This window comes from Neptuniibacter pectenicola (assembly GCF_001597735.1).
Classification (GTDB): Bacteria; Pseudomonadota; Gammaproteobacteria; order Pseudomonadales; family Balneatricaceae; genus Neptuniibacter; species Neptuniibacter pectenicola.
Genome location: NZ_LUTS01000010.1, coordinates 27733 through 51178, shown reverse-complemented (window position 1 = coordinate 51178; position 23446 = coordinate 27733). Strand labels below are relative to the sequence as shown.

Here is a 23446-nt window from a genome sequence, read left to right as displayed (position 1 = left end):
TCAAAATGAGTAGGCAATTTCTTGTGACTATCGGCTTTATTTGATGTCGAAGCCTCATAATATAAACCATTTTTGTGTCGGTAACAGTTTTCATTAAGGACATAGAGTGATCGTTTTTCGCTATTTAGCACGTGAAGTTCTGCTCAGTATGCTCGCTGTGAGCTCGGTTCTGTTGTTTATCATTATGAGTGGGCGTTTTGTCAGGTATCTGTCGAAAGCCGCTGTCGGTGAGTTAGACCCGAGCGTTCTCTTTTCTATTATGCTTTATCGTTTGCCCGGTTTTCTTGAGCTGATCTTGCCCTTGGGCTTGTTCCTAGGCTTTTTGTTGGGCTATGGGCGCCTTTATCTTGAGAGTGAGATGACGGTGTTGGAAGCTTGTGGGATGAGCCGTCGACGTTTAATCGGTTTCTCTATGGGGCCGGCGCTGTTTGTTGCGGTTATTGTCGGTTTGTTAGCAACGGTTGTATCGCCTTATGGGGCATCAGAAACGAATAAAATCTTTGATGATCAAGAAAGCCGTAGTGAGTTGGAAAGCCTTGTGCCGGGGCGTTTTCAGCGCCAGAGCAATAGTGCGCGGGTCACGTATACCGATTCGGTGAGCAAAAACGGCCTTTTAGGTATGACATTTATTGCCGACCGAAATAAAACCAATGACCGGGTGCGGATTACGTTAGCTGAAAGCGGTGATACGTTGACGGATACTGAGCGGGATCAGCGATTTGTGATCTTAGCCAATGGCTATCGTTATGAAGGGTTGCCGGGTTTAGGGGATTTTGTTGAGCTAGGGTTTGCTAAGTATGGCAGTGAGATCGCGCGCAAAAATAGTGAAATTCGCTATGATCATATCGAAGCCTTGCCCACATCGACGCTTTGGCAGTCAGACAAGCCTAAATATCGTGCCCAGCTAAATTGGCGTTTATCGTTACCTGTACTCGCCATAGTGGTTACGCTGTTAGCGGTTCCGTTGAGCCGAGTGAACCCTAGGCAGGGGCGTTTCGCCCGTTTGGTGCCATCTATTATTATCTACCTAACCTATATTTCAATTCTGAGTAGTGTGACCAGCAGTGTTGGTGAGGGTGTATATTCTCCCCTTGCTATTTGGGTCGTGCATTTAATCTTTGCTGGATTTGCCTTCAATATGATTGTGTTTGGCGCTTTCTGGAGTCGGTTGTATAACCAAATACCTATGCCGACGTTGAGTATGTTGTGGAAGAAAAGCTCATGAAAATTTTAGATCTGTATGTGGCGCGCCATGTATTAGGTGGCTTCTTAATTGTTCTTTTAGTGGTTGCTGGTTTAGATATGCTCTTCGCGTTGGTTGAGGAGATGAAGGATATTGGCGGGGACTATACCTTTGGTGCGGTGGTTAAGTATGTGATGTTAACGGCCCCCCGTCGTTTTTATGAATTTATTCCACTGTCTAGTTTGATTGGCTGTTTGTTAGGACTGGGCATTTTAGCATCCAGCTCGGAACTTACGGTTATGCGTGCGGCAGGTGTATCCACGTTCGGCATTATCGTTTCCGTTATGAAACCGGTTTTTCTGATTGTTGTTATGGCCTTGAGTTTAGGTGAGTTTGTCGTACCGCAGAGCGAGCAGAGTGCGCAAAGCCACCGTCAAGTGATGCTAACAGGAAACTCGGCTATCAGTGATGCTAGCCATGTGTGGCACAGGGACGAGATGACCTTTTTGCATATTAACGCCGTTATTCCTGATGGCTCTGTTCGGGGATTGACCCGTTATGAGTTTAATGATGATTTGACCTTGGCACGTGCAAGTTTTGCTAAAACCGCACGGTATAACGGTCAGGATTGGGAGTTGTCGAGGATTAAAGAGACCCGTTTTCCGGATAAAAGGGAGAGCGATGATCCCGCTGCGGCTCAGTTGATGACATCTGAACTAGAGAGCGAAGTGTGGGCCAGTGGTTTAACACCTGAACTACTTAAAGTGGTTATGATTAAACCAACGAACTTATCAATGTCTGGATTGTTGTCTTACGGTGATTATCTGGATGAGCAGGGCTTAGCGTCTTCGCAATATCGCGTTGCCTTTTGGAGCAAGTTATTACTGCCTGTTGCTATCTTTGCTTTGGTGATTGTTGCGGTTTCGTTTATTTTTGGTCCACTGCGAAGCGTTACGTTAGGTCAGCGGCTGATTACCGGCATTATTGTTGGGTTGGCGTTTAAATTGAGCCAAGATGTTTTAGGGCCAACCAGTGCGGTATTTGGCTTCTCGCCTTTAATCGCCGTGGCGGCACCTATTGTTATCTGTATTGGCTTAGGCTTCTGGCTGTTAAATCGAGCTAAGTAAGATCGAGGCTCAGCGGTGTGCTTTGCTGCCGTTGAGCAAGGGATGTCTCACCGCTTTTATCTTGACCCTACTCTAAAATCTTTGCACGTTTCGGTAGCTCAACCACATGGGTGCCGGATGCTATATCGTGCCATGTCATTTTTTGTTTGCTGATAAACATCCATAAAAAACCTACACCTCCGGCGAGAAGGGATAGTATGCCGACGATGTAGCGAAGTAAGCATTGCTTAGCATTAAGGCGCTCACCTTCGGTTGTTTGTACGCGTAAGCGCCACGCGAGCATGCCGAGTGTTTGCCCATTCCTCATCCAGAAGAAAGACAAAAAGAGATACACCAAAATAAAGAGGAATGATTGGAATAGGGGACCTTGTACCGATTCCCCATCATTAAAGCCCATGGTGATAATGCCAGTAGAGACCATGAGCAATGCGATAATCAGCATCATGTCATAGATAAATGCGCCTAAACGTTTAAGCGGGCTGGCGATCTTTATATCGGAGTAGGTTTCTTTAAAGGAACGTGTCATGGGTTATCGCTGTCATCTGAATTATGTAAAAAGTTTGCGGTATTTAGCAGGTGCTTGCTGTTGAGGTTTGTGCATCTAACTTAAATAAGGGGCGCAAATAGGTACCTAAGTAGCTGCCAGCAAAGGCGGCAACAAGCCAAAGCCATCCATGTAAACTGCCGGAGGCGATACCACCAAAATAAGCACCGATATTACAGCCAAACGCTATAGTAGCGCCATAACCTAGCATCAATCCACCTAAGATCGCGGCAATCCAATGAAGTAGCGGTAAGCGCCACTCAAAGGAGAATTTTCCCGCCATAGCTGCCGCAAGAAAAGCGCCGAGTAACACGCCTGCATTCATTACAGAGTTTATATCGCTCGTGAGGCTTTCACTTAATGCGCTTTCTCTGCCCGGTTGAAGCCAGTAGGTCCAGAAGTCAAAATCTAGTTCCAGCTCCAATAACATGGCAAGCTTAGCGCCCCAAAGTGGATACGCGACAGCAACCGCCCAAGGGCGGCCCGTTAAGGCGAGTGTGGCAAAATTGAGTAAAGCTAAAGCCAGTGCGCCCCAGATGAAGGGCCAAGGGCCTTGTAGGTAGCGCCGCCAGTTGGTGATGTCGGCGAAGGCTTTATCTGTCTCTACCTCACCGTGGGAACGTTTTTCGAGCCAGATAGTGATGCCCGCAATGGCAGCAAAAACTGCTAGATTTAATAGAATGGCTCCGACCACACCGGCTTGCTCAATCACCGATACCGGTGCCAATTGGGGCAGCTCCATCCACCATTCATAGTCAGCGGTTGCCCATAAACCGCCAATCATAAAGCCGATCATGCTTGGGATGGCGCGCAATTGTCCGCCGCCCGCGTGGTAAAGGTTGCCTGAAGCACAGCCATTGCCTAACTGCATGCCGACACCAAACATAAATGCGCCGATCAGGACTGAATAGCCGAGAGGGCGAATATAACCGCCAACCTCTGTGCCAAAGAGCTCGCCTGCACTTAAGGCCGGAAAGAATAAACAGACGGTGACTGAGAGCATGATCATCTGTGCTCTAAGACCACGACCACGACGATTGATAATGAAATTACGCCACGCAGTGGTGAAGCCAAAGGAGGCATGGAAAAGGGCCAATCCCAGTAAACCACCGATCAGCATCAGCCACATAAGTTGGCTGGATTCATTGCTGTTGAGCCAATAGAGGCTATACGCAAATAAACCGGCAGCGAGTATGACTGTTGCTGTTGTTTGAGGGCGTTTAGAGGAAAGGCTTAACATGTCAGCAGAGGGCGTTTTCACGCTATTCATAAGGTTTATTCGTCGTGTAGGGGCTGGAGAGGAAGGTGTATGCCTACCTAATCAAGAAGTCTATTGGGTTATGAGGTGGTGATTATATCATCAATCTGTTGATATCTTGAATGAAATAAACTCAGTTTAGATTGCCCTAAGGTCGAGCAGGTTAGAAATATAATAAAAGCGACCCTAGGATCGCCTTTACTATATTTAACGCGGGGAGTTACTTGCCAACGTACTCTTGACGGTATGTGGCTGCTAACTGTTTAGCGTCGGTTAGTTCGCTTTCGCTAAGTTTCATCACTAAGCGTTTTTCAATGGCGACCGCTGTACGGTTGCCTAGCTCAGCAGCGTTGTGCATCCACGCATAAGCAAGAATATTAGTGTTTTGATCCGCTTGCATGCCGTGGTTGTTGGAATAGAGGGTGCCTAAAAAGAACATCGCATCCGTATGGCCTTGTTCCGCGGCTTTACGGTACCAGCGTTCTGCTTCCGCAAAATCCTGTTCTACGCCTGTGCCAAAGTTATAGCTACGGCCAATGTTATGTTGTGCTGCAACTAAGCCCTGTTCTGCGGCTTGTTTGTACCACTGAATCGCTAAGTTAGGGTCGCGTTTCATGCCATAGCCAAATTCCGCCATCTCTCCGAGGCGATTTTGCGCGCTAGCGTCTCCTGCTTCTGCAGCCGGAACAACGGTTACTAACTCTTTTTTGTATTCTTGATCTTTTAGGGCGCGCAGGCTGTTAACACAACCCATGTGACCTAACGCTGCGCCACGCTTGTAAAATCGACGTGCTTTTTTAAGGTCTTTTTCTACACCCCAGCCATTTTCATACATCTGGCCAACCATGTTCATCGCATCTTGATTGCCTTCTTTGGCAAAAGTGTTTAGTTCGTTGAACGCAGTGGTGTAGTCTTTGTTATCAAAAGCTAGTGTGCCTTTGCCGAGGTCAGCCGCCATTAGTTGTGTTGTGCTAATGCTTAGCATCAAACCTGCAGCTAAAAGAAATTGTTTCTTCATCGAGTATCGCTCACTTTAAATGTCGTTAGGATTCGAGAGAGGTGGTTAATTATAACCCTATTGAATACAAATTTTCATACCTAATGGCTATAAAGGTGAATTTTGTATGCAAATTATAAAATCACTATCGTGTTTATTTAGCACGCTCTAATATAACGCGTGCGTATTATACTAATAATGACCTGAGTCTGCATTACGGCTGAATGCAGTAAAGTGAAGGCGCGTTAATAAAACCTGCCATAGCCCCGAATGGCGGGCTATGACGGGCGTTTTTCTTATATATTTTTATTTTGGCGGTCGCCTCTTTATTGGGCTTAGTCGTTACGTGTCGCGTCTAAAAGCTCAATCATGTAGCCATCAGGGTCCTTAGCAAAGGCCAAAATGGTGGTGCTGTTTTTCATTGGACCCGCTTCGCGTACGATCTCGCCGCCTTTGCTTTTGATCTTTTCACAGGCTTTATAGACATCGTCAACTTCAATGGCGATATGTCCATAGGCGTTGCCTAAATCGTAGCTATCTGTATCCCAGTTATGGGTTAACTCTAATACCGTGTGCTCTGATTCGTCGCCGTAGCCTAAAAAGGTTAGGCTGAAGCGTCCTTCAGGGTAGTCCTTACTGCGTAAAAGTTTCATCCCTAAAACGTCGGTATAGAAATCGATAGATTTCTGTAAATCAGTAACGCGTAACATTGTGTGTAACAGGCGCATTTCCCACATCCTTTATATTGTTATTTGGTATCATAGGGACAAGATAAACTTTGCCATTTTGATGATAGAGTGCTTTATTATAAGTGTTTAAAGAAATAAATCATGCGTACATTATGTGAATTATAAGCGACGTGAAATTGTTGTGCTTCTGGCGGTAGAGTAGAGGAAGTGGTTATGTTTCAGGATATGAATAAAAAAATTACAGATTCAATGGGGCCTTTTCGAGAGCTGGTTAATATTCAAACTAAGATGTTAGAGGAGCTGACTCGGCAGCAGATGGCTTGTACCAAATCTTGTATTGAAGCCACCATTCAGCAGACGCAAGAGATGCAGAAATGTCAGTCACCTACCGACCTGATTGACCTACAGAAGAGTTATGCAAAAGATCTTGAAACAACAATTAAGAGTGCCAGTGATCAAAATTTGAAGGCGTTACAAGATGCAAGAACCGAGATTGAAGAGATCGCACACTCTACTTTCGATGCGTTTAATAAGTAATTTGTTATAATCCAAAAAAGCAGCCATGTGCTGCTTTTTGTTTGTCTGAAATAAGGTAAAAGGAATGCAAGGATCGATTGGTCTTTTTTATGGTTCTACAACTGGAAACACAGAAAGCGTTGCTGAACTCATAGCAGAGAATGTTGGCTTTGATAAAATCCACCGGATTGATATTGCGGCGGATGGGTTAGATAGCATTTCAGATTACCAGCATTTAATCCTGGGTATTCCAACATGGGATTTTGGTGAGCTACAAGAGGACTGGGCTGATCTGTGGGATGTAATTGCAGCGGCTGATCTCTCAGGTAAGACCTGTGCTGTTTTCGGTTTGGGCGACCAAATAGGTTACAGCGAGTGGTTTCTTGATGCGATGGGCTTACTTCACGATCATATGCAGGCACAAGGTGCCGTGATGGTGGGGTATTGGCCGGTTGAGGGATACGATTTTGAAGCATCAAAAGCGGTAACGGATGACGGCACCCAGTTTGTAGGCTTGGCCATTGATGAAGATTGTCAGCATGGCGAGACGAATGAGCGGGTTAAACAATGGTCCCAGCAAGTACTCGCCGAATTTGGCAGGGACTAAGGCGCTAGCGGCGTTCTTCGACTGAACGCCGTTTTAGAGTAAACCACTGATATACAGGTGGGTTAGGATGCCGGAGCCGTATCCTATTAAGATAGCCCAGCTCCACTTTAGATGGCTCATAAACGTGTAAACCCCTTGAGCTTGCCCCATTAGCGCAATACCTGCCGCAGACCCCACCGACAGAAGTGAACCACCAATACCCGCGGTGAGCGTGACCAGCAGCCATTGCTGTACGTTCATGTCAGGCTCCATACTCAGTACGGCAAACATTACTGGAATGTTGTCAATCAGTGCTGAGGCGACCCCAACCAGTATATTGGCCGTTGTTGCGCCCAATCCTTGATACATAAATTCTGATAACAGGGTGAGATAGCCGAGTGTGGCGAGACCGCCTACGCAAAGCACGACGCCATAGAAAAACATCAAGGTATCCCATGATGAGCGTTCTACAACTTTGAAGATATTAAAGCGGCGGATAACATCGGCATGATCCCCTTTACTTTGTTCATGGGTTTGCATATTTTCCGCTTGGTAATGGTGTATATGTCCTTGATCTTGGCTGATGGGTGCTTGTTGGCTAATGTAAAAACCAAACAATTTTAAAATGCCTAATCCGGTCATCATGCTTAACACTGGAGGCAGGTGTAATAGGCTGTGTGAGGCCACCGATAAGGCGATAGTGAAGAGGAAAATAATAATAATGGTTACGGCGCCTTTCTTCATGTGGAGGAGGTTTGTTTCGCCGGATGGCGGGCCGTCCTCAATGACTCTGTTCATCAGGAAGGCTGGGATAAACCAAGTGATTAATGCAGGGAAGAATAGCAGTAAAAAGTCTTCAAATTGCACTAAGCCTTTTTGCCAAACCATGAGCGTTGTAATGTCGCCAAAGGGACTGAATGCGCCGCCCGCATTCGCGGCAATAACTATGTTGATGCAGCCCACGGTGACAAACTTATGATAGGAGTTTCCTACAGCTAATACGACGGCGCCCATTAGCAGTGCGGTTGATAGGTTGTCGGCAATAGGCGAGATAAAAAAGGCCAGTAACCCAGTGATCCAATAGATTTTTCGTAAGGAGAAGCTTTGTACAACCAGCCAAGAACGGAGTGCGGCGAAAACAAGACGCTCCTCCATGGTGGTGATAAATGTCATGGCGGCTAATAAAAAGAGGAAAAGCTCCGCATATTCTAAAATATATTGCCGAACGGCTAACCCTGCGGTGAGTTCGTCGCCACTTAGTGCATAGGCGATGCCGGTTAATAGCCATATTAAGCCAGCGGCGACCATAATCGGTTTGGATTTTCTGAGGTGAATAAACTCCTCCCCCAGCACGAAAATATAACCGATAACAAAAATGACAAGCGCTAAAATGCCGAAGATCGAACCGGTCATGTCGATGAGGGCGATTTCGCCTTCACCGGTAGCGGCTGAGAGGTGAGGCGTGAAGAAAAGTAGTAAGAGTAATATAAGGCGTTTACTAAACATCTTGGATTCCGTTGTCACCGAATAAAACTATTCTAAATCTTTGTTTCTATGTAGTGCTAGTTTGAATCGTGGAATTAAGGCGTTAAGGCAATTAAAGCGTAAGATGGATCGAAATTGGTAGTGTTATGGGCTTAATTTCGATAAAATGTCGCCCTTTTTTAAACGGCTGTCTACGATTCTTTATCATGGAAATTAACCCAATTCTCAATGCCTTAAAAGATATCCACGATCGTGCAAACGAATTACGCGGATTTCTTGATTATGAAGGTAAAAAAGAGCGCCTTGAAGAGGTGACTCGCGAGCTAGAAGATCCTGCTATTTGGGATAACCCTGAAAATGCTCAGCAGCTTGGTAAGGAACGCGCGGCGCTCGAGATGGTCGTTGAGACGATCGATGAGTTGACGGCGGGTGTTGAAGATACGCGTGACCTGCTCGATATGGCGGTCGAAGAGGATGATGAAGACACCGTCGTTGAAGTCGAAAACGATGTGGCTGCCATGCTAGAGCGTCTCCAGAAACTTGAGTTTCGTCGTATGTTTTCTGGTGAAGCTGATGCTAATAATGCCTTTCTTGATATTCAGTCAGGCTCCGGTGGTACCGAAGCACAAGATTGGGCTGAGATGATGCTGCGTATGTATCTACGCTGGGGTGAAGATAAAGGCTTTAAAACTGAGCTGCTAGAGTGTTCGGCAGGTGATGTGGCGGGTATTAAATCGGCGACAATTCGGTTTCAAGGTGAATATGCTTTTGGTTGGTTACGAACAGAAACGGGTGTACACCGTTTAGTCCGTAAATCGCCGTTTGATTCGGGTGGTCGTCGTCATACGTCATTTTCGTCGGTGTTTGTATCACCTGAGATTGACGATAATGTAGAGATCGAGATTAACCCTGCGGATCTTCGTGTTGACGTTTACCGTGCCTCTGGTGCGGGTGGTCAGCATGTCAACAGAACGGAATCTGCTGTGCGTATTACCCATGAACCATCGGGTATTGTTGTACAGAGTCAGAGTCAGCGTTCACAGCACCAAAACAAAGATACCTGTATGAAGCAGCTGCGCGCTAAGCTCTATGAAATGGAGATGTTGAAACGCAGTGAAGCCGCGCAGGAATTGGAAGATTCAAAAGCGGATATTGGCTGGGGCAGTCAGATTCGTTCTTACGTTTTAGATGATCAACGTATCAAGGATCTACGTACCAATGTGCAGAGTTCTAACTGCGATAAGGTGCTGGATGGTGATCTAGATCTATTTATTGAAGCGAGCTTAAAAGCGGGCTTTTAAACAATAGGTCTCTTGAGATTATGGCGCTTGTTAGAGCGTATAGGTGTAACCCCTGTGCGTTGTAACAGCCAAGTCCTTCCTGTTTAAGGTTGGACTATTAGTTAACGAATTTAAAGGTTTACACACCGATGTCTGACAATAATCAGAAGCAAGATGAGAACCGCCTAATCGCAGAGCGTCGCGAAAAGTTAAATGCGCTTCGTGAAGAGGGTAATGCCTTTCCAAACAACTTCCGTCGTGATTCGTACGCTCAGGATCTACAAGATCAGTATGGCGATAAGACGAAGGAAGAGCTGGAAGAAGCGGCGATAACCGTTAGCATTGCAGGCCGTGTAATGTTGAATCGCGGCGCGTTTGGCGTGATTCAAGATATGACGGGTCGTGTTCAGTTTTATGTCAATAAAGAAGCACGTAAATTTGCTAAGCGTTTAGATCTTGGCGACATTATTGGTGTGCAAGGTGTTCTACACAAGTCCGGTAAAGGTGATCTTTATGTGGATATGGGCGAATACCAGTTACTGACTAAGAACCTACGTCCCTTGCCGGATAAGCACAAAGGTTTGCAGGATACTGAAATTCGCTATCGTCAGCGTTATGTCGATCTGATCACTAATCAGGATTCGCGTCGCGTGTTTGAGATGCGCTCTAAAATAGTATCCGGTATTCGAAACTTCCTGACTGAACGCCGTTTTATTGAAGCAGAAACACCGATGCTTCAAGTCATTCCCGGTGGTGCAACAGCACGTCCGTTTGTGACACACCATAACGCGCTTGATCGTGACATGTATCTTCGTATAGCGCCTGAGCTTTATTTGAAGCGTTTGGTTGTGGGTGGTTTTGAACGGGTGTTCGAGATTAACCGTAACTTCCGTAACGAAGGTCTATCGACGCGTCATAACCCAGAATTCACTATGATTGAGTTCTATCAGGCTTATGCCGACTACCATGACTTAATGGACCTAACTGAAAATATGCTGCGTACTGTGGCACAAGAGGTGTTAGGTACAACAACGATCATCAATACCGTTCGTAATGATGAAGGTGAAGTCCTTGAAACCTTTGAATACGATATGGCTAAGCCGTTCCAGCGTTTAAGTGTATTCGATTCCATTTTGCACTTTAACGAAGATATTACGGCTGAGGCTTTGGCTGATGATCATGCGGCGCGCCAGATTGCTGAACGCTTAGATATTGCGGTTAAAGATACTTGGGGCTTAGGCAAAGTTCAGATCGAAATTTTCGAGAAAACGGTTGAACATCGCCTTCAGCAGCCGACCTTTATTACTGAATACCCTACTGAGGTCTCACCGTTGGCCCGTCGTAGCGATGATAATCCTTTTGTTACCGATCGCTTTGAGTTCTTTGTTGCGGGTCGTGAGCTGGCAAATGGTTTCTCCGAGTTGAATGACTCTGAAGATCAAGCGGAACGCTTCCGTGCGCAGGTCGCTGAGAAAGATGCCGGTGATGATGAAGCGATGCATTACGATGGCGATTACATCAACGCGTTGGAATATGGTTTGCCGCCGACTGCCGGAGAGGGTATTGGTATTGATCGTCTCGTGATGTTATTCACTGACTCACCTTCGATTCGTGATGTGATTCTGTTTCCTGCCATGCGTCCACGGACGTAATTGCAAATAGAACTATAGCGAACACTTGAAAGCCCTCTCTGAGGGCTTTTTTGTAGGTGTGCGTTTCATTGTTTTCGCTGATGAGAGATAGACTGCCCATATGATGAATTGGCTCTTCCCCGCAAAAAAACGGAGTATCCCCGCAAAACGTTGGATAAGTATTATCAGCCGTACCGTGCATTTGATTGGGGTTTCTGGGTTGGCGGGCGCGTATTTATATCAGCAGCCCGTGGCGTCTTGGCAGTGGTTTTTATACCTGACAGTCATGAGTGGTTTTGTCATGAGCGCGTTAGAGGTGTATTCCGATGGTATCTGGTTGCTTCAGCTGCGAGGGACGGCTATCGGGGTTAAGTTGCTGTTGTTATCGACCATGATCTGGTGGTTTGATCAGCCGAATGCCATTATCTATTTCTTGGCAATCATAATTTCAGGTGTCGTCTCCCATGCGCCCGGTAAGCTTAGATATTTCTCTATCTGGCATGGTCGCGTGATTATGGAGTCCCCGATGGGAAAACGGCATCCATTAAACGATTAGGGTAGTAAGTTATCATGGTGTTAGCACAGGCGCCTAGTTGGCAAGCGGCTTTAGGTGAGCAGTTTGAACAGCCTTATATGCAAAGGTTAATGCAATTTTTGCGAACGCAGGCGGATCAACAGAAAGTGATTTTTCCGCCCTCTGAGAATTGGTTCCATGCGTTCGAAGCAACGCCCCTGGATGATGTAAAAGTGGTTATTCTGGGGCAGGACCCCTATCACCAACCGGGGCAGGCCCACGGGTTATGCTTTTCGGTCCAGCCGGGGGTTAAGGTGCCACCGTCATTGGTAAATATTTATAAAGAGTTGTATTCGGACCTCGGCGTTGAGCCTGTTAGCCATGGCTATCTGGAAAGTTGGGCGCAGCAGGGAGTGTTACTGCTAAACAGTGTGCTAACGGTAGAGCAGGGCGCGGCTGGCTCACATCAAGGCAAAGGCTGGGAACGCTTTACCGATGAAGTTATTCGGGTGATTAACGCGCGCTGTCAGCATGTGGTGTTTATGCTGTGGGGAAGTTATGCGCAAAAGAAAGGTGCGTGTATCGATGAAGAGCGGCATCTGGTCTTAAAGGCACCTCACCCCTCTCCGTTATCGTCTTACCGTGGTTTTTTGGGCTGCCAGCATTTTAGTCAAGCGAACGATTATCTTACTCAGCAGGGGCGCCCAGCTATAAACTGGCAGCTCCCTCCTCAGGGTTAGTCGACTCAAAGGTGAGCTCCTCTTGGCGGGTGTTGGTGTCGTCGTAATAGTGATGCTGCCCGCGTCCATTCTTTTTGCTGTCGTACATAGCAAGGTCGGCGTAGTGGACTAAGGTCTCAAAGTCGGTTGAATCTTTTGGTGCGACGGCTGTGCCTGCACTGTATCGAACGTGGATATCCACAGGGGTGGTGACAATCGGTTGTAATAACTGATTTTGCACACAGGATATGATGCGGTTGAGTGCATCGTGAAGGTCTGTCTCGCTACCGGCTTCGATCAGAAGAATAAACTCATCTCCTGCTAAGCGAGAAAGAATGTCCCCTTCTCTTAAGTGCGCTTTAATCGTGTTGGTGAAATTGATAAGGACTTTGTCGCCTACATTATGGCCAAACTGGTCATTGATCGGTTTAAAGAAATCTAAATCGATAAAGGTCACCGAGAGCCACTTTTTATCCCTTTTTACTTTACTCAGCGCTTGGTGGGCGAAGGTTTCTAGCATCTTTCGATTGGGTATGCCTGTTAGCTGATCCGTATGGGCCAGAGTCTTTAATTTTGCGTACTGTTCCGATATTTGTCGATGGGCTGCGGAGAGCTGCTTGAGGTAGCGTGTTCGGTTGTCGGTAAAGCGCCAGATAGAGTACGCCGAAATAAAGCACATACAACATATAACAATAAACAGCATAAATAAGAGCGTGTTCTGTGAGTTGTTCTCATGCGCTATATGTTGTTTTAAATCGGCTTCTAGGGTACTGGCGTTTTCCATTATTTGCATGAAAAGCGTATTCAGCTGTTGATCGGTGGTGGATCGGTTATCGGTAAGTTGATAACGTGTATTGGTGGCATTATGGAACTGTTGTAAAGAATACAGCAGCGCATTAACTTGCGCTCTTAACTTGCTATCTTGAAGGGGGTAGTAGATACCTTGTTCGTTTTCGCCCCCATCTAAGATGGCGGTAGCATACCATTTAGCCAGCGTTACATGCTGGTAGACGGTGTCTATGGATAAGCTGGAGTCACCCGCTAACATCTCTTCAAACCATAAATGGGCGAGTGTGGTTTCCAGCTTAATCTCCATTGAGGCATCGACCCAAGGGACAAACTTTTGGCTTGTGCTTTTTGAAATCACGTGGATATAAAGAAGCAGCAATATACTAAGTATCGCTGTCATACCAATAAGCAATAACGGTATTGTCGGGGTATTCGTTGTACTACCTTTCATCCCCGCGCTTCTCCCTTAGCGGTATTAAATCCATGTGAGAAGTGTCTCGTTATTTCACCAATAGGTCAACTGCTGGTAGTTAATTGAGCATTTATTTGGGTAGAAAAAGCTTTGGATCAAGTGAATAGGGAAGCGTTTTAAGCTCTACCGCTTGATCATGCAGGAACAAGGGATCTTGCTCCGCTACATTTTTTACAATAACTGCGAGCAATCTGTATCTGTTTTCACCGCATTGGGCGGCAATAACGACGCGTCCAGCATTGGGTTTGTTCAGTGCGGTAATCGCATCGCCCGCCTGTGGTGGGGTGTCTGCAGAGACTTCCGCAATATACATCGGCTTTTTCAGTTGTCCGCGGTGCTGTAGGCGCGTCACAATCTCTTGTCCGGTGTAACAACCTTTTGTGAAGCTAACGCCGGCAAAGACTTGAAAGTTTGTCATCTGTGGGATGAACGCTTCCTGCGTTTCTGCACGCAGGTCGGGGATACCGGCATCGATTTCGCTGAGAATCCAGTCATTGGTTGAGCCAATACCCGCTTCTTCAGGTAGCTGCTGTAACATGTCGACTAAAGCGCTATCTTCCATCCATATCTCAAACCGATCACCGGGTACGCGTACCACTAAGCCATTGCTTAGGGATATGATGCTATTTGTTTCGCTAGGGCTGTTACCAAACCAACGTTCTATTAGGGTTTGCGCACCAGGACCTATAAGACCGATCCCTGAGATCTGATCGCTGATTTCGCTGGACTCTGCTTTAGAGAACATCATGTACTTTTTCAGGTTAGCGGTCGCGCTGTCGAAGATATCATGGCTCATACGTAACCACGCCTCGTCATTCCCCGCTTTAAGTAGGCGGAACAGGCTCAGCATATGGCCTTTAATATTGCAGTGTGAACCTAAAGAGCTGCCGGTGCTAAAGGCTGCGCTAACATCACAGCTCAGCTGTCCTTGGAGAAACTTTTCGGTTTCAGGGCCTTTGACGGACAGAATACGTTGATGGATAAGAGGAACAACTTGAGTTTTTTTACCGCTGCTACTTAGGACATGGGTGTTGTCAGTGTTGAGCTGAATATTTTTTTCTTCAAGTAACGTAATTAGGTTGTTCATTGTAACTCTCATACCTATAGGTAATCGTTGAATCTGTTTAGTTTACGTCAAAAAATAGTTGAGAACAGCAGACATAGTTTAGGGTTATTAGATATAGGCTGTTTATACGGTGTTTTGTGCGCCTATTGCTTCGCCCAGTTTTATGGGGCTATTGGCTTGAAGCTCTGCTTGCCAGTTAATAGCGTCTTTACCAAATAATAATATGACGGTTGAGCCGAGCTTAAAACGGCCCATCTCTGCGCCTTTTTCGAGGCTGATCGGTTTGGCGGTATCCTGCTGAAAGGATCGGTGTACCGCTGCTTTTAGGCGAGGGGCTTCCTGTCCTGACCATACGGTTTCTATGCCTGCAACAATCATGGCGCCCACTAACACCATGGCCATCGGGCCGTGTTCTGTATCGAAATAGGCGATGAGTCGCTCGTTTCGAGCAAAGAGCTGCTCAACCCCTTCCGCCGTTGTTTGGTTGACTGAGAAAAGATCACCCGGCACGTAAGTGGTATGGGTGAGTGTACCTGTGACAGGCATATGTACACGATGGTAGTCACGTGGTGAAAGGTAGATGGTTGCAAACGCTCCATCGATAAATGCTGACGCCCGTTCTTGGTCACCGCCTAACAGGGTCGTTAGGCCATAACCGCGTCCCTTTGCCTGAAAAATTCGGCCATGTTCTATCTTGCCTAATTGGCTGAACGCACCATCTGCTGGGCTGGTAATCACGCCTTGGGTGTGGTCTATAGGTCGAGCATCATCTTTTAAGGCCCGTGTGAAAAAGGCATTAAAGCTCGGGTAGTTTGTCGCTACCTCTTCTTGTGCTTCCGTCATATCGATCTGATAGTTATTACAGAACCAGGTTATAAAGCTGTTTTTCACCCAAGGGATTGTGCAATCAGCGATTTTCCCAACCAGTCTCGATAAAAGGTGTTGCGGCACAATCTGTTGAAAAAGAATAAACAGTTTATCTTTGAGCGTTCTCATTATTTCTCCACAGGTGTTTCAGGTAGGTTACCCCATTCAAACCATGAGCCGTCATAGCAGCGCACATCATTGAAACCTAAATGGCGTGCAACGATATAGGTAAGTCCCGAGCGGCGATGGGTTTGGCAGTGTGTAATGATTGTTTTGTCTGGGGTGATGCCTTGCTCTTTAAGCGCTGATAATAATGCATTAGCGGGTTTAATCCGAAGGTTATCTGCGCTAATGAAGCAATCGGTCCATTCAAAGTGATGGGCGCCCGGAATATGCCCCCCTTTGGCGGCGTTGATAACCTTCTCGCCAGTGTATTCAGGGTAGCTTCGAGCATCCCATATCACCACGTTAGGTGCTTTTAGATGTTGTGTTATAAATGCAACGTCTGCGATAAGGGCAGGGTTAATGTTTATGTTGTAGGCGGTGGCGGCTTTGGCGTGCTGTGGGCTTGCTTCGAGCGGTAAGTCTGCCGCTGTCCAGCTGGCGAGTTGGCCATTAAGCATAGAACCGCTGTTGTGGCCTATCACATGTAGTGTCCAGATAAACCTGCCCGCCAAGGGGCCTTTTTGGTCATCATAGGCCACCACTACGCTGTTTTTGGTTAAGCCGATATCGTTACATAGCTGTTGTAGCTGATCTTTAGAGGGAAGCTTGTTTGGAACCGGCGCTTGTCCTGAAAGTAAACGTGAGGCAGGTAGATTGATGGCGCCGGGGATATGCCCTTTTAGATAATTCTCTTCACTGGAGAGATCAACAATTAATAGATCGGGATTATTGAGGTGCTGATTAAGTTCAGAGGCCTCAATTAATAGGGGCAGTGTCATGTGATCGCTCCAAAAAACTGATTAGAAGAGAAGATAATACTGGGTTGGTATAACGCTGGAAAGCTTATCCTGTCTATATTTGTAACAAACTGACTGATTGTGAGAGCCCACGCTATTTTTTGATTATCTTCAGGCGGGAGGTTGCGGTGGAGCAGAGGTGTTTGAAGAGTTCATAGTGAAATTCAGTGATTTCTGGCCCTGCCATATCATAATCAGCGTGGATGATGGCTAAGGGGGTTTTATCACAGAAAACAGACATGAGGAGGAAACCGTTAGGGTTTCCCCAGTCATGGTAGGTTTCAGGCAGCCTATGCAGAAGTTGCTCTTTGTTACTGGGTTTTATCCAGATGCAGCCTGGTTTTTCTCTCAGTTTTTTGAAGAGGCTGGGTACTTCCAGGTCATATTTAAATGCATGGATCGGGTGTCCATCGTCAAACCCATAGGTGATGGCGGTTTTAAGCGAGTGAGCCCGATGGTTGACCAGTAAGATGGCAACACGATTAAACCCTAACCCTTTGCTTAAGCCCTGCATCAGTCCACGTAAAATATGCTTAGGCTGGGAGTAGGCGGTGTAGTCTTTCAAAAAGCGTTCAGCTATTTGGTCGTACGTGGCCTTGTCTAGAAATTCCGATTTGTTTTTTACGGGGGTGTGTCGTTTTCACGGGGCTGTGGGGATTTAGGCTTAGCTGCTGTCTGTTGTGCGGTGGCAGGCATTGCGTTGCAAAGCAGCGCAGCTTCTTTGCTAGAGATACGGTAGTTAATGCTGTTAGGGGAGGGCAGTAGTAGCATTTCCGCCGCGAGCGCGAGTGTGCCAGGTACATGATAAATGCGTGATGATTGGGCACAGGTGATATGCAAATTGTTGATTGTTTCTGCAATTTCGGCGTTTAAAAAATCATTGATGATATCGATAATTTTCATCGACTTTGTGCTTTCCCAGCCAAAGCTGGTGGTCAAGGCGATCCAGTTGGATAGTTTTACAGGGAAAAACTTCTCCTGTACGAGGTGGTTGATATCCCGTAGGACCTCTGCGCTTAAACGTGGATCGCCGAGTGCGCGTTGATGCAGTTGCGCCAGCGTCTTTTTATTGGGTGATGTTTCATGTTCTAAGCTGGTGACGGCGAGTTCAGAGATGCCCCAACTCTCAATTAATCCGCGCGAAATTTCTTGAACTGTACAGCCAAGAATATCGGTTTCGGCTAATACAACGTCCGTATTCTCTTCCCGTATTTTTATCTGAATTTCGCTCATATGTAAGGCGGCATGCTGCCATAGCAGCCAGTGACCTACACCGTAAAACAGGGAGGCGAGATAGGTTTCTTCTGCAAAGAGGGTCTTCTTACGCAGTAACCATGACTGGGCTTGAGAAGCCGCATGATGACTCACAGCGATATAACGGAAGTACATTTTCTGCGCTACGCTCGATGGGTTGAGCTTTAGTGGGGTGATTGTTTTGGCAACGCTCTCTATGTGGTCTAACCCGAGAGAGTTAATGGCGTGATCAATGCTGGTTACTTTTGAGTCTACTTTATCATGCAGTTCTGAGGCCTTACGCACCATGTGTAAACAGAGAACAGGATCAGACTTGATGACTTTTTTTAAGTCTTGTAGTGGAACGGAAGCATCGCATAATTTACGTTGCAGGCGGCGAAGCACACTGTTTCTTACAGGCAGAGGGCGGTCTTTTAGGTAGCTGACCCAAGACTTGGCACCGTATGGAGAGTTCGACATGTGTACTACGCCCTTGTTCGCTTATTTTTTTATAGTCTGTACTGCATTTAACTATTCTGCTCCTCAATGGAGGAGAGAATGTATTTATAGCTTTTCCAGCGTTGCTCACTGATTGTGCCATTTTCAACCGCACTTTTCAGCGCGCAACCCGGCTCTTTTTCATGATTACAGTCACGGAATTTACATAAACCGGCGAGGGGCTTAAGCTCTCTAAAGCCGCTGATAACGTCATCTAGCTCAATATGCCATAAGCCAAACTCCCTGATTCCCGGGGAGTCAATAAGGTCGCCGCCATCAGGGAAGTGAAATAACCGTGCGGTGGTTGTGGTGTGTCGGCCTTTTTTGGTTTGTACCGATAGATCGCCGACTTTTAAGTCGATGCCGGGTAGTAGGGCGTTAATGAGTGATGACTTACCTACCCCAGATTGACCCACAAACACACTGATCCGTTGATCAAGTTTGGCTTTAAGCTCTGCGAGGCCCTCTTCTGCCGATGTTGAGGCCAGCAAGACTTCGTAGTCAATATCGCGATAACGCTGAAGCATCGCTTCAATTTTTTCTCGGTTTTCTGCATTAAGTAAGTCGGTTTTGTTCAGCAAAATAACCGGCTCTATACCACTCAGTTCGGCAGCGACTAAGTAACGGTCAATAAGGTTTGCATGGGGAGTCGGCTCGACCGCAACCGTAATGACGATAAAATCAATGTTGGCGGCGACCGGTTTCATCTCACCGTAGGGGTTTGGGCGGAGGAGCTCGCTCTTACGTTCGAGCTTGGCGACGACCACACCGGTATCTTTACCTTGGCGCCAGATGACGCGATCGCCTGTCACTAGTTGGCCTAAGTTAGTACGCATGTGGCAGCGAATAATGGTGCCTTCATGTTCACCTTCAGCAGCCTCGACATCAACGGTGCGACCAAAGTGAGAAATAATTAGGCCATGTTGTTCAGGTCCTAATTCACTACTGTCGAGTTGCTGCTCAATGGTTGAGTCTTTTTTAGACGCACGTGCGGTGCGTTCATCTTGGATCTTTTGAATGCGCCAGCTTTGACGACGGGTAAGTTTTCGTTTTGTCATAGCCTGTTAGTGATACGCCCTTGGTTGCTGTGTTTTCTTAAAGAGTAGCGGCTGAATCACTAAATATCCCCGTTTTTATGATTTTAATAGAATAATAAGGCCTGTTTAGCTGCCTAAGGTAGGGTATTCTAAGGGAAAGAGTAGTGCCTGCGTCAACTTTGGAGATTTTTAATGACAAATAAAGGTAATTTGGTCTGGATTGATCTAGAAATGACCGGTCTTGAGCCGAAAACGGACGTGATTATTGAGATTGCGACCATAGTGACCGACTCTGATCTAAATATATTGGCTGAAGGTCCTATGTTAGCGATCCATCAATCTGATGCGTTGTTGGATGGTATGGATGAATGGTGTACCAATCAGCATGGTAAATCCGGCCTAACTCAGCGTGTTAAAGAGAGTACAGTGACTGAGGTTCAGGCTGAGCGGGATACGATTGCGTTCTTACAGCAATATGTGGCTGCGGGTGAGTCCCCCATGTGTGGCAATAGTATTGGTCAGGACCGTCGTTTCCTTGATAAATATATGCCGGAGTTGGAAGCGTTTTTCCATTACCGTAATTTAGACGTCAGTTCGCTGAAAGAGTTAGCTAAACGCTGGAAGCCTGAAGTGGCTGCTGGTGTCGTTAAAAAAGGCTCTCACTTAGCCTTAGATGATATTCGAGACTCTATTGAAGAGTTGAAATATTACCGAGAGCATTTCATTAAGCTTTAATCTACCCGTTTAAGGCTGGTGGGGTAGGGCTTTAGAATTTAATTTTCTCTCGTCGGGGATGTGTATGGATCGGTAGCATCCCTTTTTCCTCGCTTTTGGCTAAACGGTTTAGCGCCCATAAGCTATGCTCCTGAACAATCTCTGATTCATGCGTTAATTTAGCATTTAACGCATTAATGACCGCCTCGCCGCCGTCGCTATTGCCTAAGGCGACGGCAATGTTTCTGAGCCAGCCAATATGACCGGTTCTGCGGATGGCTGACCCTTCAGTTTTTTTCAAGAAGGTAGCTTCATCCCAGTTGAAGAGCTCAATTAGCTCATGCTTGTCGAGTTTTTGTCGTGGATGAAAATCCTGTTCCCGCGTGAAATCAGCAAACTTATTCCAAGGGCAGATAAGCTGACAATCGTCACAACCGAAAATGCGATTGCCCATTTTAGGACGAAGGGCTTCGGGGATGGAACCGCTCAACTCTATGGTTAAATAAGAGATGCATTTACGTGCGTCGAGTAGGTGGGGTTGAGGGAATGCTTGGGTGGGGCATACATCGATGCACGCGGTGCATTTTCCGCAGTGCTCTTCCGTAGTGGGTTCATCGATAGGCAGGGGGAGGTCAATGAGCAACTCCCCGAGAAAAAACATAGACCCAGCTTCACGGTTAAGAATAAGCGTGTGCTTTCCGCGCCAGCCAATGCCCGCTTTTTCAGCCAAAGGGCGCTCCAATAAGGGGGCGCTGTCAACAAATGCGCGAAAGACGGTTTCCCCTACCGCCTCATCGATCTTTTTGCCAAGTTGGGTGAGTCGTTTACGAATAAGCTTGTGATAGTCGCGGCCTAGCGTGTAGCGAGATACGTAAGCATGCTTACCATCATCTAGCACCTCTAAGGCATCGGTATCAGGTGGCAGGTAATCCATACGTACACAGATAATGCGTTGCGTACCGGGCAGTAAACTATCCGCTGAGAATCGTTTGTCTAAATGGTTGTTGAGGTACCCCATCTCGCCGTGATATCCCGCTTCGATCCATTGCTCATAATGCGCGCGTTCGGCACTTAGATCGCAATCGGTAATCCCGCACTGTTGAAAACCTAACTCATTGGCCCAGTCTTTTATCTTCTGTGCGAGGGTTGCGAGTGTGTGTGATGGATTATCTGGCATATATTCAGGCTTGCCCTTTACGGGGAAGATTCCTCATAATGTTATAAAAACATAACGTTACATAAAATTGGTTTAAGTGATGTCTGTTAACAGAGCGGTTCTTCCGGCGACATTATACACAGCGGAACAAACCCGTGTGCTAGATCGTACGGCAATCAATGAATTTGGCATTCCGGGTATCCGTCTTATGCAACGAGCGGGGCACGCTGTTTTTGCTGAAATGCTTGAGCGTTTCCCCAGCGTCACGGCGATCACTTTCTTGTGTGGTGCTGGTAATAATGGGGGCGATGGTTTTGTTGTTGCGCTGTTGGCTAAGCAGAAAGGGTTTGATGTACAGCTGATTTGTATCGGTGATGAGCATTTTTCTGCTGGGCTTCAGGGGGAGGCGTTAGCTGCATGGGAGCAGCTGCAAGCGATATATCCGACCTATGAGCTTTATCGGCCTGGCATGAGCTTTCGTGGTGCCCTGTTAGTTGATGCCATGTTAGGCACGGGGTTGTCCGGTCATGTTCGTGGTGCATTTCGTGCCGCGATTGAGCAGCTTAATGCCTCCTCTAAGCCGGTTATTTCAGTTGATACACCGTCAGGGCTTTGTGCTGACACCGGGCGCGTGTTGGGCGTTGCTGTACGCGCTGATATGACATTGAGTTTTATCGGCATGAAGCGGGGTTTGTTGACGGGAGAGGCTGTTGATTACTGCGGCACTCTGTTATTTGATGATCTTAAAGTGCCGGATGATGTTTATGAGGCGATCCCTGTTAATCTTTTTAGAACAACGGACGACGACTTGCGTGAGTGTTTGCCGCCGCGTCTAAAGGCGTCTCACAAAGGGAAGTTTGGTCATTTATTGGTGATTGGTGGCAATCGTGGTATGGGCGGGGCTGCGTTATTAGCCTCAGAGGCGGCCATACGCAGTGGTGCAGGTTTAGTCACCTTGGCTACGCGTGCTGAACATGTGGCGGCGTCGTTAAGTCGATGTCCAGAGGTTATGGTTAAGTCTGTTGACTCGGGTGCGCACTTGCAGCCATTGCTGGAGCAGGCGGATGTGATTGTGTTAGGGCCCGGACTTGGTCAAAATGCATGGGCTGAGCAGATGTTGGCGGCGGCATTGGCTGTAGATAAGCCCATGGTGCTAGACGCTGATGCTTTAAATTTAATGGCCAGTAAACAATTATTTACTCAGTATGATCGTCATCAACGTGCTCGTTGGATCTGTACGCCGCATCCGGGTGAGGCGTCGCGGTTATTGGATATGACGGTGCTTGAGATCGAACACGATCGTTTTAGTGCGGTTGAAAAGTTACAAGCGGTGTGCGGTGGCGCTGTTGTTCTAAAAGGTGCAGGCTCGCTTGTGTCCGCTGGTGACGCCAGTTATTTATGTAATGGGGGTAATCCCGGTATGTCGGTTGGCGGCATGGGGGATGTGCTATCGGGTATCTGTGGTGCATTTTTAGCGCAAAAAATGACCCCGGAAAATGCAGCCCGTATTGCCGTTTATGTCCATGCGAAAGCGGCTGACGCGGTTGCTCAGTCTCAAGGTGAGGTGGGCATGCTGGCGTCCGATCTGTTTTTAACGATTCCTAAAGTGATAAATGGTAAATATGAGTAAAGAGTATCGGATTGAACTACCAGATGAAGCGTCTATGGTCGCCTTTGGCGCTAAAATAGCCCAAGCTACGCAAGGTCACGGGGTTATTTTTTTGTTAGGTGATCTTGGTATGGGTAAAACAACCTTGAGTCGCGGCGTTATTAGAGGGTTTGGTCATCAAGGTTCGGTTAAGAGTCCTACCTATACGCTGGTGGAACCTTATGAGGTTAATGGTAAGCATATCTACCACTTTGATTTATATCGGTTGTCCGATCCCGAAGAGTTAGAGTACCTAGGTATTCGAGATTATTTTGATGAGCAAGCGCTCTGTTTAGTTGAGTGGCCAGATAAAGGTCGTGGGATGCTTCCTGTGGCTGATTTAGTGTTACAGATAGCGTTGTTGGGGTATGGTCGGCAGTTGAGTTGGACACCACAGACTGCACTAGGTCAGATAATGGCCGATAAGCTTATGAGTTAAACGTTTATATACTGTGTTATCGATTAAGTGGGCGTT

The 23446-nt window shown here is 46.8% G+C and carries 24 protein-coding genes; 11 read left to right on the top strand and 13 right to left on the bottom strand.

Going from position 1 to position 23446, the window contains the following annotated elements; all coding sequences use genetic code 11:
* Nucleotides 1-106: 106 nt before the first annotated feature.
* Together lptF and lptG are read left to right on the top strand one after the other, a co-directional pair.
* Nucleotides 107-1225 (top strand): LPS export ABC transporter permease LptF, encoded by a 1119-nt coding sequence (gene lptF, locus A3773_RS13270; RefSeq protein WP_075109571.1) that lies wholly within the window; start codon nt 107-109, stop codon nt 1223-1225.
* The gene (gene lptG, locus A3773_RS13265) at nt 1222-2310 is read left to right on the top strand and encodes an LPS export ABC transporter permease LptG (RefSeq protein WP_067986825.1); all 1089 of its coding nucleotides are present in this window, start codon (nt 1222-1224) and stop codon (nt 2308-2310) included. Before lptF ends, lptG begins: the two co-directional genes overlap by 4 nt.
* A gap of 67 nt (nt 2311-2377) precedes the next feature.
* Here the strand turns inward: lptG and A3773_RS13260 are convergent, their stop codons facing one another.
* The 4 genes from A3773_RS13260 to gloA all read right to left on the bottom strand — a co-directional run bounded on the left by A3773_RS13260 (nt 2378) and on the right by gloA (nt 5837).
* On the bottom strand, nt 2378-2836 hold the full coding sequence (locus tag A3773_RS13260) for an RDD family protein (protein ID WP_067986823.1): 459 nt from the start codon (nt 2834-2836) through the stop codon (nt 2378-2380).
* 43 nt (nt 2837-2879) lie between these two features.
* Complete coding sequence (locus A3773_RS13255; RefSeq protein ID WP_067986821.1) at nt 2880-4124, bottom strand: YeeE/YedE family protein; 1245 nt, start codon at nt 4122-4124, stop codon at nt 2880-2882.
* 208 nt (nt 4125-4332) lie between these two features.
* Nucleotides 4333-5130: a tetratricopeptide repeat protein gene (locus A3773_RS13250; protein WP_067986819.1), complete on the bottom strand. Its 798-nt coding sequence runs from the start codon at nt 5128-5130 to the stop codon at nt 4333-4335.
* Nucleotides 5131-5444: 314 nt separating this feature from the next.
* Nucleotides 5445-5837 (bottom strand): lactoylglutathione lyase, encoded by a 393-nt coding sequence (gloA, locus tag A3773_RS13245; RefSeq protein ID WP_067986818.1) that lies wholly within the window; start codon nt 5835-5837, stop codon nt 5445-5447.
* 174 nt (nt 5838-6011) lie between these two features.
* Between gloA and A3773_RS13240 the strand changes: the two genes are divergently transcribed.
* Entirely contained in the window at nt 6012-6335 is a 324-nt protein-coding gene (locus A3773_RS13240) for a phasin family protein (RefSeq protein WP_067986815.1), read from the top strand.
* Between the two features lie 64 nt (nt 6336-6399).
* On the top strand, nt 6400-6921 hold the full coding sequence (gene fldB / locus A3773_RS13235; RefSeq protein ID WP_067986813.1) for a flavodoxin FldB: 522 nt from the start codon (nt 6400-6402) through the stop codon (nt 6919-6921).
* A gap of 33 nt (nt 6922-6954) precedes the next feature.
* Here fldB and nhaD read toward each other — a convergent pair whose 3' ends face one another.
* On the bottom strand, nt 6955-8406 hold the full coding sequence (nhaD, locus tag A3773_RS13230; protein ID WP_067986810.1) for a sodium:proton antiporter NhaD: 1452 nt from the start codon (nt 8404-8406) through the stop codon (nt 6955-6957).
* A 185-nt stretch (nt 8407-8591) separates the two neighbouring features.
* Here nhaD and prfB point away from each other — a divergent pair, with 185 nt between their 5' ends.
* From prfB to ung, 4 genes are all read left to right on the top strand, one after another.
* On the top strand, nt 8592-9686 hold the full coding sequence (gene prfB, locus A3773_RS13225) for a peptide chain release factor 2 (RefSeq protein ID WP_075109575.1): 1095 nt from the start codon (nt 8592-8594) through the stop codon (nt 9684-9686).
* 128 nt (nt 9687-9814) lie between these two features.
* Nucleotides 9815-11317 (top strand): lysine--tRNA ligase, encoded by a 1503-nt coding sequence (gene lysS / locus A3773_RS13220; protein WP_067986808.1) that lies wholly within the window; start codon nt 9815-9817, stop codon nt 11315-11317.
* A 100-nt stretch (nt 11318-11417) separates the two neighbouring features.
* Nucleotides 11418-11852, top strand: a complete 435-nt coding sequence (locus A3773_RS13215) for a hypothetical protein (RefSeq protein ID WP_231902212.1) — start codon at nt 11418-11420, stop codon at nt 11850-11852.
* Nucleotides 11853-11866: 14 nt separating this feature from the next.
* Nucleotides 11867-12550 (top strand): uracil-DNA glycosylase, encoded by a 684-nt coding sequence (gene ung, locus A3773_RS13210; RefSeq protein WP_067986806.1) that lies wholly within the window; start codon nt 11867-11869, stop codon nt 12548-12550.
* Here the strand turns inward: ung and A3773_RS13205 are convergent.
* The 7 genes from A3773_RS13205 to rsgA all read right to left on the bottom strand — a co-directional run bounded on the left by A3773_RS13205 (nt 12519) and on the right by rsgA (nt 19474).
* Nucleotides 12519-13769 (bottom strand): GGDEF domain-containing protein, encoded by a 1251-nt coding sequence (locus tag A3773_RS13205; RefSeq protein ID WP_067986804.1) that lies wholly within the window; start codon nt 13767-13769, stop codon nt 12519-12521. The two genes, ung and A3773_RS13205, sit on opposite strands and share 32 nt — an antisense overlap.
* A 91-nt stretch (nt 13770-13860) precedes the next feature.
* Entirely contained in the window at nt 13861-14877 is a 1017-nt protein-coding gene (gene ygfZ, locus A3773_RS13200) for a CAF17-like 4Fe-4S cluster assembly/insertion protein YgfZ (protein ID WP_067986802.1), read from the bottom strand.
* A 102-nt stretch (nt 14878-14979) separates the two neighbouring features.
* Nucleotides 14980-15852 (bottom strand): archaetidylserine decarboxylase, encoded by an 873-nt coding sequence (gene asd / locus A3773_RS13195; RefSeq protein ID WP_067986799.1) that lies wholly within the window; start codon nt 15850-15852, stop codon nt 14980-14982.
* Nucleotides 15852-16667 (bottom strand): sulfurtransferase, encoded by an 816-nt coding sequence (locus tag A3773_RS13190; RefSeq protein WP_067986797.1) that lies wholly within the window; start codon nt 16665-16667, stop codon nt 15852-15854. Before A3773_RS13190 ends, asd begins: the two co-directional genes overlap by 1 nt.
* A gap of 112 nt (nt 16668-16779) precedes the next feature.
* On the bottom strand, nt 16780-17250 hold the full coding sequence (locus A3773_RS13185; RefSeq protein ID WP_067986795.1) for a hypothetical protein: 471 nt from the start codon (nt 17248-17250) through the stop codon (nt 16780-16782).
* A gap of 56 nt (nt 17251-17306) precedes the next feature.
* Nucleotides 17307-18398 carry an HDOD domain-containing protein gene (locus tag A3773_RS13180; protein WP_067986794.1) on the bottom strand — a complete coding sequence of 364 codons (1092 nt, stop codon included), beginning with the start codon at nt 18396-18398 and terminating at the stop codon, nt 17307-17309.
* Between the two features lie 47 nt (nt 18399-18445).
* The gene (rsgA, locus tag A3773_RS13175; RefSeq protein ID WP_067986792.1) at nt 18446-19474 is read right to left on the bottom strand and encodes a small ribosomal subunit biogenesis GTPase RsgA; all 1029 of its coding nucleotides are present in this window, start codon (nt 19472-19474) and stop codon (nt 18446-18448) included.
* A gap of 171 nt (nt 19475-19645) precedes the next feature.
* On the opposite strand from rsgA, the gene orn reads away from it, so the two are divergent.
* A complete protein-coding gene (gene orn, locus A3773_RS13170) occupies nt 19646-20188 on the top strand; it encodes an oligoribonuclease (protein WP_067986790.1) in 543 nt (180 codons plus the stop codon).
* Between the two features lie 31 nt (nt 20189-20219).
* On the opposite strand, the gene queG is transcribed toward orn, so the two are convergent.
* Nucleotides 20220-21344, bottom strand: coding sequence for a tRNA epoxyqueuosine(34) reductase QueG (gene queG / locus A3773_RS13165; RefSeq protein WP_067986788.1), 1125 nt, complete (start codon nt 21342-21344; stop codon nt 20220-20222).
* 79 nt (nt 21345-21423) lie between these two features.
* On the opposite strand from queG, the gene A3773_RS13160 reads away from it, so the two are divergent.
* Both A3773_RS13160 and tsaE read left to right on the top strand, forming a co-directional pair.
* Nucleotides 21424-22953 carry a bifunctional ADP-dependent NAD(P)H-hydrate dehydratase/NAD(P)H-hydrate epimerase gene (locus A3773_RS13160; RefSeq protein ID WP_067986786.1) on the top strand — a complete coding sequence of 510 codons (1530 nt, stop codon included), beginning with the start codon at nt 21424-21426 and terminating at the stop codon, nt 22951-22953.
* Complete coding sequence (gene tsaE, locus A3773_RS13155; RefSeq protein WP_067986784.1) at nt 22946-23410, top strand: tRNA (adenosine(37)-N6)-threonylcarbamoyltransferase complex ATPase subunit type 1 TsaE; 465 nt, start codon at nt 22946-22948, stop codon at nt 23408-23410. The genes A3773_RS13160 and tsaE overlap by 8 nt, the downstream gene beginning before the upstream one ends.
* Nucleotides 23411-23446 lie beyond the last annotated feature (36 nt).

What these genes read in the sequence shown, in the direction of transcription:
- lptG (WP_067986825.1), top strand. Translation starts at nt 1,222, where the DNA reads ATGAAAATTTTAGATCTGTATGTGGCGCGCCATGTATTAGGTGGCTTC.
- A3773_RS13260 (WP_067986823.1), bottom strand. Translation starts at nt 2,836, where the DNA reads ATGACACGTTCCTTTAAAGAAACCTACTCCGATATAAAGATCGCCAGC.
- A3773_RS13255 (WP_067986821.1), bottom strand. Translation starts at nt 4,124, where the DNA reads ATGAATAGCGTGAAAACGCCCTCTGCTGACATGTTAAGCCTTTCCTCT.
- A3773_RS13250 (WP_067986819.1), bottom strand. Translation starts at nt 5,130, where the DNA reads ATGAAGAAACAATTTCTTTTAGCTGCAGGTTTGATGCTAAGCATTAGC.
- gloA (WP_067986818.1), bottom strand. Translation starts at nt 5,837, where the DNA reads ATGCGCCTGTTACACACAATGTTACGCGTTACTGATTTACAGAAATCT.
- A3773_RS13240 (WP_067986815.1), top strand. Translation starts at nt 6,012, where the DNA reads ATGTTTCAGGATATGAATAAAAAAATTACAGATTCAATGGGGCCTTTT.
- fldB (WP_067986813.1), top strand. Translation starts at nt 6,400, where the DNA reads ATGCAAGGATCGATTGGTCTTTTTTATGGTTCTACAACTGGAAACACA.
- nhaD (WP_067986810.1), bottom strand. Translation starts at nt 8,406, where the DNA reads ATGTTTAGTAAACGCCTTATATTACTCTTACTACTTTTCTTCACGCCT.
- prfB (WP_075109575.1), top strand. Translation starts at nt 8,592, where the DNA reads ATGGAAATTAACCCAATTCTCAATGCCTTAAAAGATATCCACGATCGT.
- lysS (WP_067986808.1), top strand. Translation starts at nt 9,815, where the DNA reads ATGTCTGACAATAATCAGAAGCAAGATGAGAACCGCCTAATCGCAGAG.
- A3773_RS13215 (WP_231902212.1), top strand. Translation starts at nt 11,418, where the DNA reads ATGATGAATTGGCTCTTCCCCGCAAAAAAACGGAGTATCCCCGCAAAA.
- ung (WP_067986806.1), top strand. Translation starts at nt 11,867, where the DNA reads ATGGTGTTAGCACAGGCGCCTAGTTGGCAAGCGGCTTTAGGTGAGCAG.
- A3773_RS13205 (WP_067986804.1), bottom strand. Translation starts at nt 13,769, where the DNA reads ATGAAAGGTAGTACAACGAATACCCCGACAATACCGTTATTGCTTATT.
- ygfZ (WP_067986802.1), bottom strand. Translation starts at nt 14,877, where the DNA reads ATGAACAACCTAATTACGTTACTTGAAGAAAAAAATATTCAGCTCAAC.
- asd (WP_067986799.1), bottom strand. Translation starts at nt 15,852, where the DNA reads ATGAGAACGCTCAAAGATAAACTGTTTATTCTTTTTCAACAGATTGTG.
- A3773_RS13190 (WP_067986797.1), bottom strand. Translation starts at nt 16,667, where the DNA reads ATGACACTGCCCCTATTAATTGAGGCCTCTGAACTTAATCAGCACCTC.
- A3773_RS13180 (WP_067986794.1), bottom strand. Translation starts at nt 18,398, where the DNA reads ATGTCGAACTCTCCATACGGTGCCAAGTCTTGGGTCAGCTACCTAAAA.
- rsgA (WP_067986792.1), bottom strand. Translation starts at nt 19,474, where the DNA reads ATGACAAAACGAAAACTTACCCGTCGTCAAAGCTGGCGCATTCAAAAG.
- orn (WP_067986790.1), top strand. Translation starts at nt 19,646, where the DNA reads ATGACAAATAAAGGTAATTTGGTCTGGATTGATCTAGAAATGACCGGT.
- queG (WP_067986788.1), bottom strand. Translation starts at nt 21,344, where the DNA reads ATGCCAGATAATCCATCACACACACTCGCAACCCTCGCACAGAAGATA.
- A3773_RS13160 (WP_067986786.1), top strand. Translation starts at nt 21,424, where the DNA reads ATGTCTGTTAACAGAGCGGTTCTTCCGGCGACATTATACACAGCGGAA.
- tsaE (WP_067986784.1), top strand. Translation starts at nt 22,946, where the DNA reads ATGAGTAAAGAGTATCGGATTGAACTACCAGATGAAGCGTCTATGGTC.